This is a genomic window from Pantoea conspicua (assembly GCF_002095315.1).
Classification (GTDB): domain Bacteria; phylum Pseudomonadota; class Gammaproteobacteria; order Enterobacterales; family Enterobacteriaceae; genus Pantoea; species Pantoea conspicua.
In genome coordinates, this window is the sequence record NZ_MLFN01000087.1 from 1 (window position 1) to 7183 (window position 7183).

General features: G+C 59.0%; 4 protein-coding genes and 3 pseudogenes. 2 read left to right on the plus strand and 5 right to left on the minus strand.

All coding sequences use genetic code 11. The features are described from left to right. Positions 1-213, minus strand: a pseudogene (locus HA41_RS18955) (amidase); the annotation flags it as partial. 368 nt (positions 214-581) lie between these two features. Between HA41_RS18955 and HA41_RS18960 the strand changes: the two are divergent. After that, a complete protein-coding gene (locus HA41_RS18960; protein WP_094122055.1) occupies positions 582-1151 on the plus strand; it encodes a hypothetical protein in 570 nt (189 codons plus the stop codon). Positions 1152-1215: 64 nt separating this feature from the next. Continuing rightward, positions 1216-1350 carry a hypothetical protein gene (locus HA41_RS21565; protein ID WP_279627072.1) on the plus strand — a complete coding sequence of 45 codons (135 nt, stop codon included), beginning with the start codon at positions 1216-1218 and terminating at the stop codon, positions 1348-1350. A gap of 100 nt (positions 1351-1450) precedes the next feature. Here HA41_RS21565 and HA41_RS18970 read toward each other — a convergent pair whose 3' ends face one another. The 4 genes and pseudogenes from HA41_RS18970 to HA41_RS18985 all read right to left on the minus strand — a co-directional run. After that, positions 1451-2293, minus strand: coding sequence for an oxidoreductase (locus HA41_RS18970; protein ID WP_094122057.1), 843 nt, complete (start codon positions 2291-2293; stop codon positions 1451-1453). A gap of 106 nt (positions 2294-2399) precedes the next feature. After that, positions 2400-4180, minus strand: a pseudogene (locus HA41_RS18975) (thiamine pyrophosphate-requiring protein). A gap of 62 nt (positions 4181-4242) precedes the next feature. Next, entirely contained in the window at positions 4243-6201 is a 1959-nt protein-coding gene (locus HA41_RS18980; protein WP_094122058.1) for a hydantoinase B/oxoprolinase family protein, read from the minus strand. 1 nt (position 6202) lies between these two features. Next, positions 6203-7183: pseudogene (locus tag HA41_RS18985) on the minus strand (hydantoinase/oxoprolinase family protein); the annotation flags it as partial.

Genomic DNA, 7183 nt, shown 5'->3' on the forward strand with positions numbered 1-7183 from the left:
GCCCAGCGTTTCACCCCGCGCCCGCCGCGCATCCAGCGCCTTCGCCTGTGCCAGCGCAAGGTCCGGCGTCGGAGTACAAAACGCCAGGATATCCGGTTCACGCCGTTCCATCCGCGTCAGCGCCGCCTGGGTCAGTTCGCTGGCCGAGACCTCACCGCGGCGGATCAGTGCCGCCAGGGTGGTCGCATCTTCATCTAATAAGGAGTCAAACATGGTGAACCTCGCCAAAAGTATTTCCGATTAGCAAGTGCAGGAAGCGTGCCAGATAGCGGTGAACAGCGCGGTCTGAAACGGGGATGCCAGATGGAATACGGCCTGGGATACAAGATCGAATTCTTATGATGCCGGACGCGGGTCTCTGCTTATTTTTTCAGCACGATGATGACGCAGGCGTGCGCGATAACGGGGCGCATCACTGAAGTGAAGTGCGGCAAGAGCCGCAAAATGAGGTCGATACGCAGCAACAACGGCGGTCACCCCGGAAGGGATATCCCCGTTTTTCATATGGAAATTTGACGGGGCTGGGCAGGAGCAGAAGAATCATTGCTTAAAGATTCACAGGCTGCATACAGGGATGACAAGTGCGCATAGAAGAAGAGATTTTTCTTGAAGATTACGACATCAGGCGAAAAAGGTTTATTTACGATCGCCGTGTTCATCACAGCTACGTGTTTGTTGCCGGTAATGAAACCTACACCGTCATCGTTGGCAATCTGATGGATGAACAGACTTTTACCCGTATCGGATACCGGATGCCGCAAGGCGTCTCCTTTCCGGTTAACGGCCTGGCGGAGGTCTGCTTTGACGTGTTCGATGGTCTGGCGTGCCTGGGCGATTTTCGCCACGTCAGCTTTGCCGGACTGGGCAGTGCTGTCGTGTTAAAAAACACAGTACTGGCGCTAATTGCACACGATGAAAGCTTCTTTATTGGCGGGTTTGTTTTCCAGGCTGCGTCAGGAGAGATCGTTGACCGCAACCGTCCGACTCCCCTGGAGGAGATCTACGACGCTATGCTTGGGTTAAAAAATGAACTGCGTTACAATCGCCGAACAGGGTTGTTGAAAAAAGCGCCGCAACCTTTAATCCCGGCGTGTTTCCGGGCTTATAAAGTAGTGACTACAGGGAGAGCTTGCTATGTCGTATTACGATAACCACGATGACACCGCTCCTTTGACTCCGGCTGATGCCAGGTATCGAGAGTTAAAGGCACTATTGATGGCTGAGTGGATGGCCAGACCCGATCTGCCCGCCATTAAAGCCCAATTAGCTCAGGCGAAAAAACGCTCCTCCTCTGCCCTGCTGCGTCGCAAGTTGCTGGAGCTGCAGGTGCGCAATACCCCGGACATTTAGGCACGGACTTCCCTCTGAAAGGCCCGATAAACGGGCCTTTCATGTTTTTAGCGATTTCACAAAACCGATCGGTTTCCTGCCCCCCGCAGAATCATCACCTCTACTCCGGAAAATCAGTCTCCACCGATGTCTGTTTCCACGCTTCAATCTGCGCCAGACGCTCTTTGAGTTTGCTGGTTACCGCTTCATAACCCCATGCGCCCATCACCAGGTGGCGTGGCGGATGATCATGCTCGGTAATCGCAATCATGGCCTGCGCCGCACGGGCAGGATCGCCTTTCTGGGTGCCACTGTATTCGGCGGTAGCCTTCATCCGGGCGGCCGCGGTATCAGCATATTCCGGCAAGGTGCTCGGAGTCTGATGCAGCGAGCGACCGGCCCAGTCGGTGCGGAACGGACCCGGCTCTACGCAGGTGACGTGAATGCCCAGCGGACCCGCTTCCTGGGCCAGGGAGTCAGACCAGCCTTCCACCGCATGTTTGCTGGCTGAGTAGTAGCCTGAGCTGGCAAAACCAATAAAGCCCGCCACAGAAGTAATGTTGATCACATGACCGCGGCGTGCTTTGCGCATCGCAGGCAATACTGCACGGGTCAGGGCAAACAGGCCAAACACGTTGGCATCGAACTGCGCGCGGATCGCCTGCTCTTCAGCCTCTTCCACTGAACTCTGATAACCGTAACCGGCATTATTCACCAGTACGTCAATGGTGCCGAACGCGTTCAGCGCAGCCTGCACCGCTTGATCAATACTGGATTGCTGCGTGACATCCAGCGTCACCGCCAGCGCATTGTCATGTCCGTCAACCAGATCAGCAACTTTTGCGGTATCGCGGGCCGTCACCACCACCCTGAAACCGCGCGCGATAGTCTGCTGCGCCAGTTCACGGCCAAAACCGGTAGAACATCCTGAAATAAACCAGACAGGGCTTGTATCAGCCGCCATGTTAAGACTCCCGTTAGTGATGATAGAGAGGGGTGTAAACCCGGACGCGAGTGCGTCCGGGGAGAGAAGGATAAGGTTAGCGGTACGACACTGCCCGATTTAACCCTTAATGCTTTTTATGCAACAACTGACTGGCGGTATCACTGATGATTTGCGCCGCGCCACGGTCGCCTTTTGCCATCGACGCCATAAAGGCTTTTGCCTGTTTGAAGGTGATGTGCGGCGGCAGCGGTGCCACTTCCGGATCGGTTTTCACCTCCAGCAGCACCGGACGGTCGGCGCTCAGCGCACGCTGCCAGGCGGCAGCCAGATCGTCAGGGTTATCGACGAAAATACCCACCATTCCCAGCGATTCGGCAAACTCAGCGTATTTCACATCCGGCAGTTGCTGCGAGGCGTCAAAGCGCGGGTTACCTTCCATCACCCGCTGCTCCCAGGTCACCTGATTGAGATCCTGATTGTTGAACACACAGACGATCAATCGCGGATCGGCCCACTGCTGCCAGTATTTCTGAATAGTGATCAGCTCCGCCATGTTATTCATCTGCATCGCGCCATCTCCGACCAGCGCCACCACCGGTTTTTCCGGATGAGCAAACTTAGCCGCGATGGCGTAAGGCACTGCGGCACCCATGCAGGCCAGGCCGCCGGAGAGCGAAGCGCGTTGTCCCTGTTTGACGCGATAATCGCGGGCAAACCAGTTGGCGCAGGAACCGGAATCGGAGGTGACAATCGCATTGTCCGGCAGCTGCGGTGACATCTCCCACACCACGCGCTGCGGATTGACCGGATTAGCCGGTGCCATCGCGCGCTCTTCCATCAGCGTCCACCAGTCACGGACCTGAACTGCAATATCTTCCTGCCAGCTGCGATCCTGCTTGTGCTCCAGCAATGGCAGTAGCGCGCGCAAAGTTTCGGCAGCATCGCCATGCAGGTTCACTTCACAGGGATAGCGCAGACCGAGCATCGCCGGATCGATATCAATCTGTACCGCCCGCGCCTTGCCCTCTTCCGGCAAAAATTCGGTCCACGGGAAGCCGCTGCCAATCATCAACAGGGTGTCGCAGTTTTTCATCAAATCTGACGAGGGTTTGGTGCCGAGCAGGCCAATCGAGCCGGTGACAAACGGCGCGTCGTCCGGCAGTACATCTTTGCCCAGCAAGGCTTTCGCCACCCCGGCACCCAGCACATTGGCGGCCTGCACCACTTCAACTGCAGCATTGCGTGCGCCCGCACCAATCAGAATCGCCACTTTTTTACCGGCGTTCAGCACGTCAGCGGCCCGTTGCAGATCCGCGTCATACGGCACCACTTTTGGCCGCTGATAGCCGCTGCCTGAATGGGTGAAGCCGTGCAGATGCTGGGGGCCTGCCACTCTTCATCCTGGATATCTTTAGGGATGATCACCACCGCGACGCCGTTCTGGGCCTTCGCAATGCGCACCCCGCGATCGATCAGGTGACGTACCTGAGCCGGTGCCGCCGCTTCCTGAACGAAATTCGCCACATCCGAGAAGACGCGGTCCAGATTCATCTCCTGCTGGTAGTTGGCTCCGCGTGCCGTGGCTTCTGCCTGACCGGCAATCGCCAGCACCGGCGCATGGTCCATTTTGGCGTCATACAGACCGGTCAGCAGATGGGTAGCGCCAGGCCCACCGGTCGACAGGCAGACGCCCATTTCGCCGGTGAACTTGGCGTGACCGGCTGCCATAAATGCGGCCATCTCTTCGTGTCGCACCTGAATAAACTCGATGCCATCCCCCTTCTCATTGGCGCGCTGAATCGCCCCCAGCACGCCGTTAATTCCGTCGCCAGGGTAGCCATAAATCCGGGTGACGCCCCACTCTTTCAGGCGCTGGACAAAAAAATCACTGGTTTTCATGCTCATCGTCGCGTTTCCCTTGGTTGTCCTTGCAGACTTAAAGCGTAGTAGACGATGTCACATTTCCGTTAGTTGTTCGCCATTGCCGGGTATCGCTGACGTAAATCACTGAATATTTGTGCCATATCCGCCGTTTCGCCTATTTCTTCCACCGCGCGGAATACCTGGGTTTTCAGGAAGTGCCGCCAGCTGACCGGCGCCGCGGCAAGAAAAACCGTAAGCAAGTGATACCGCTGCGTTGTCCAGAGCGATTCGAAGCGCTGACGCGCTGTGCCGTGCTCAAAATGCTGGCTCGCCTGCTGTGGCATCGCGGCGCGCAGTCGGGCCGTCGCGGGCTGATCCAGCTGGTTATCCCTAATCACCACACCATACTGCTGCCGGGCCGCATTCAGGCTGAGAAAGCCGCAGCGCACATCCCGCAATACCGCTTCCGGGTCGCGCTGCGACGGCAAGCCATAACCGCCTGCGCCCGGCCCGCGCACTTCCACCACATCGCCCGGCTCTGCGCCGATCACATCGGTATTGCCGTGGTTAATCACTCTGCCGTCGCGCAGCGTGCGAAAATACGATAGCGCCCCGCTCTGCCCGCCCATCACGCCTGCCGACGCAAAGACCGAGCGGTTGCGGTTACGCGCGGTAATGGTGGTGTTGGGCGAGAAAATTTCAAACGCCATTTCGGTGGCTAACCCGCCGCGATACTGGCCGGCACCGGCGCTGTCCTGCGCCAGTCCGTAGCGGTGGAAGCGAATCGGGACCTCGGCTTCATTGATCTCAATCGGGGTGTTTTTCAGGAAGGCGGAGAGGCCGCCCGAGCCGTCCGGTCCATCATGACGCGGCGTGCCGCCGGCTCCACCGCCAACCGGACCGAGCGAGGCGACCACGCTGCGGTTATGCGTCTGGGTACGGATGTTCATGATCGAGTTACCGCCGGGCGAGTTAGCCGGCAGACGGTCCGGCATCGCCAGCGAGAAGACGCCCAGCGTCGCGATCTGCGACAGTGCGCAGGTCAATGAGCGCATACCCACCGCCGCCGGGGCTTCACAGTTCATCACCGTGCCCGGCGGCAGTATCGCCCGGGTGGGCCGCAACGTACCGGCGTTAAGCAGCAGCGAACGATCCAGCGTAGAGAGCACATAGGTCACACCCACCAGCGCCAGCGGATGGCGCTCACGCCCCCCTGTCGGCATATTCAGCGAGGAGGCCAGCTGGGGATCGCTGCCGGTGTAGTCGAGCTCCAGCCGATCCCCCTCTACCCGCAGCGTAATCGCGATACGACAGGGATAGCCGCCTTCGCCATCTTCGTCAGCGTAATCGGCATAAAAATAGTCGCCGTCAGGAATGGTCGTGATAATGCTACGCGCCTGCGCTTCGGCATAATCGAGAATGCCTTCGATGCCCTGAAGGAAATCATCAACGCCAAAGCGGGCGATGATGTCGTGAATTTTGCGCTCACCGACGTTCACCGACGCCAGTTGTGCTTTGAAATCACCCCAGTTTTGATCCGGGGCCCGCACGTTGAGCCGCATGATGCGCGCCACATCGTCGTTCAGTACACCATTGCTGACGATCTTCAGCGGCGGGATGCGAATCCCCTCCTGCACGATATCGGTCAGCGAACGCGACAGTGAGGCCGGCACCGCGCCGCCGACATCGGTGTTATGAATGTGACCCACCACGAAGCAGACAATCTCGCCCTGATGAAACACCGGTTTCCAGATATGAATATCGGGCGAGTGGGTGGCGACGTTACCGGCGTAGGCATCATTGGTGATGCAAATGTCCCCCTCGGTGTAATTCTCAATCAGCGCCAGCACCGGGGCATAGTCGATGCCGCTATACCAGGGTGCGCCAAAGCTGCGTGGTGAGGCGAAGGCCAGGCCGTCGCGGCTGACGATCTGACAGGAGAAATCTTCGGTCTCTTTAACAAACGTTGAGTGCGCGGTGCGCATCAGGGTAAACGCCATTGCATCGGCGGCGGCCGCGCAGTAGTTGGCGAGGATTTGCAGGTTACGTCCGTCAATTGCCATATTACGCCTCACTCGCAGTGATCAGCAGGTTGCCAAAAGGGTCGACATTGACCCGCATACCGGGCGGCACGCAGGTGGTGCAATCATCCTGGGCGACGATCACCGGGCCGGTCAGCCGATGCCCGGCACGCAGTTCCGACCGCAGCACCACATCCACCTGATGCCATGCGCCATCGATCCAGGCTTCTGCCTGCTTCAGCACTGCAGGCGGTTCGGTGGCAACCGGCAGACGGTTGATCGCCGGTTTCGGGGTGGGCGAGGCGATCACCAGCCGCAGATTGATCAGCTGCACCGGCGCCTCTGCATCGCAGTGACCGAACATCTGCTGATGCTGGGCATCAAACGCCTGATGCAGCGCCGTGACGTCAGCCGTTGCCAGCCAGGTCGCCTCCAGCGGCACTTCAATCTCAAACGACTGGCCGCGATAGCGCATGTCGGCGCTGAATTGCAAATGGTACGGCATGTCGCTGCCGTGCTCCTGCGCCAGCCAGCCGCAGGCACGTTGCTGTAACGCCTGCGCTTCGCTGGCTAAGGTGTCGGCCAGGGCCGCCGTCAGGTCACTGTAAAGAGTGCGGATAAAGTCATTGCGGATATCCGCCACCAGCCCGCCGAGCGCCGAGAGAACGCCTGGCGTAAGCGGCACAATGACGCCTTTCATGTTCAGCTCGCGTGCCAGGAAACAGCCCATCATCGGCCCTGCGCCGCCAAAGGCGAGGAACCAGAATTCACGCGGATCGAGGCCAAAACGGGACAATAAGCCGCTGGTATCGCTGTACATGCTGGAGATCGCCAGCTGGATGGCGGTCTCTGCCGTTTCCTGCACCGTCACATTGAGCGTATCTGCCAGCGGTTGCCAGGCCGCACGGGCGGCGGCCACATCCACGCTCACGGCGTTGTAGCCGAGCGCGCCATGCCCCATCATGCCGCAGGGGCAAACGCATCAGTGGCGGTAGGCTGGGTGCCGCCGCGCTGGAAGCAGACC

Bases quoted from the DNA above. Each gene is read 5' to 3' on its own strand.
- HA41_RS21565 (WP_279627072.1), top strand. From the start codon at position 1,216: ATGGCTGAGTGGATGGCCAGACCCGATCTGCCCGCCATTAAAGCCCAA.
- HA41_RS18970 (WP_094122057.1), bottom strand. From the start codon at position 2,293: ATGGCGGCTGATACAAGCCCTGTCTGGTTTATTTCAGGATGTTCTACC.
- HA41_RS18980 (WP_094122058.1), bottom strand. From the start codon at position 6,201: ATGGCAATTGACGGACGTAACCTGCAAATCCTCGCCAACTACTGCGCG.